Here is a 262-nt window from a genome sequence, read left to right on the forward strand (position 1 = left end):
GTCGCGTCGGCGAGCCGCGCGACGATCGCCGGTTCCGACAGCAACGTGTCCGACGCCGGCGGATTGATGCCCGACGACAGGTGCACCATGCTCATCGAATCCTCGACGGTCACGCCCTGCGGGCCGGCCGCCTGGATGTCGATCTCGGTGCGGCCCAGGCACGGCAGGATCAGCGCGTCGCGGCCGTGGATCAGGTGGCTGCGGTTGAGCTTGGTGGTGACGTGCACGGTGAGATCGCAACGGCGCAGGCCGCGCGCGGTCG

The 262-nt window shown here is 70.6% G+C and carries 1 pseudogene; it reads right to left on the reverse strand.

Going from position 1 to position 262, the window contains the following annotated elements:
- Window positions 1-262, reverse strand: a pseudogene (locus SB719_RS20895) (CbbBc protein); the annotation flags it as partial.

This window comes from Pantoea sp. SIMBA_079 (assembly GCF_046940275.1).
GTDB classification, from domain to species: Bacteria; Pseudomonadota; Gammaproteobacteria; order Enterobacterales; family Enterobacteriaceae; genus Pantoea; species Pantoea borealis.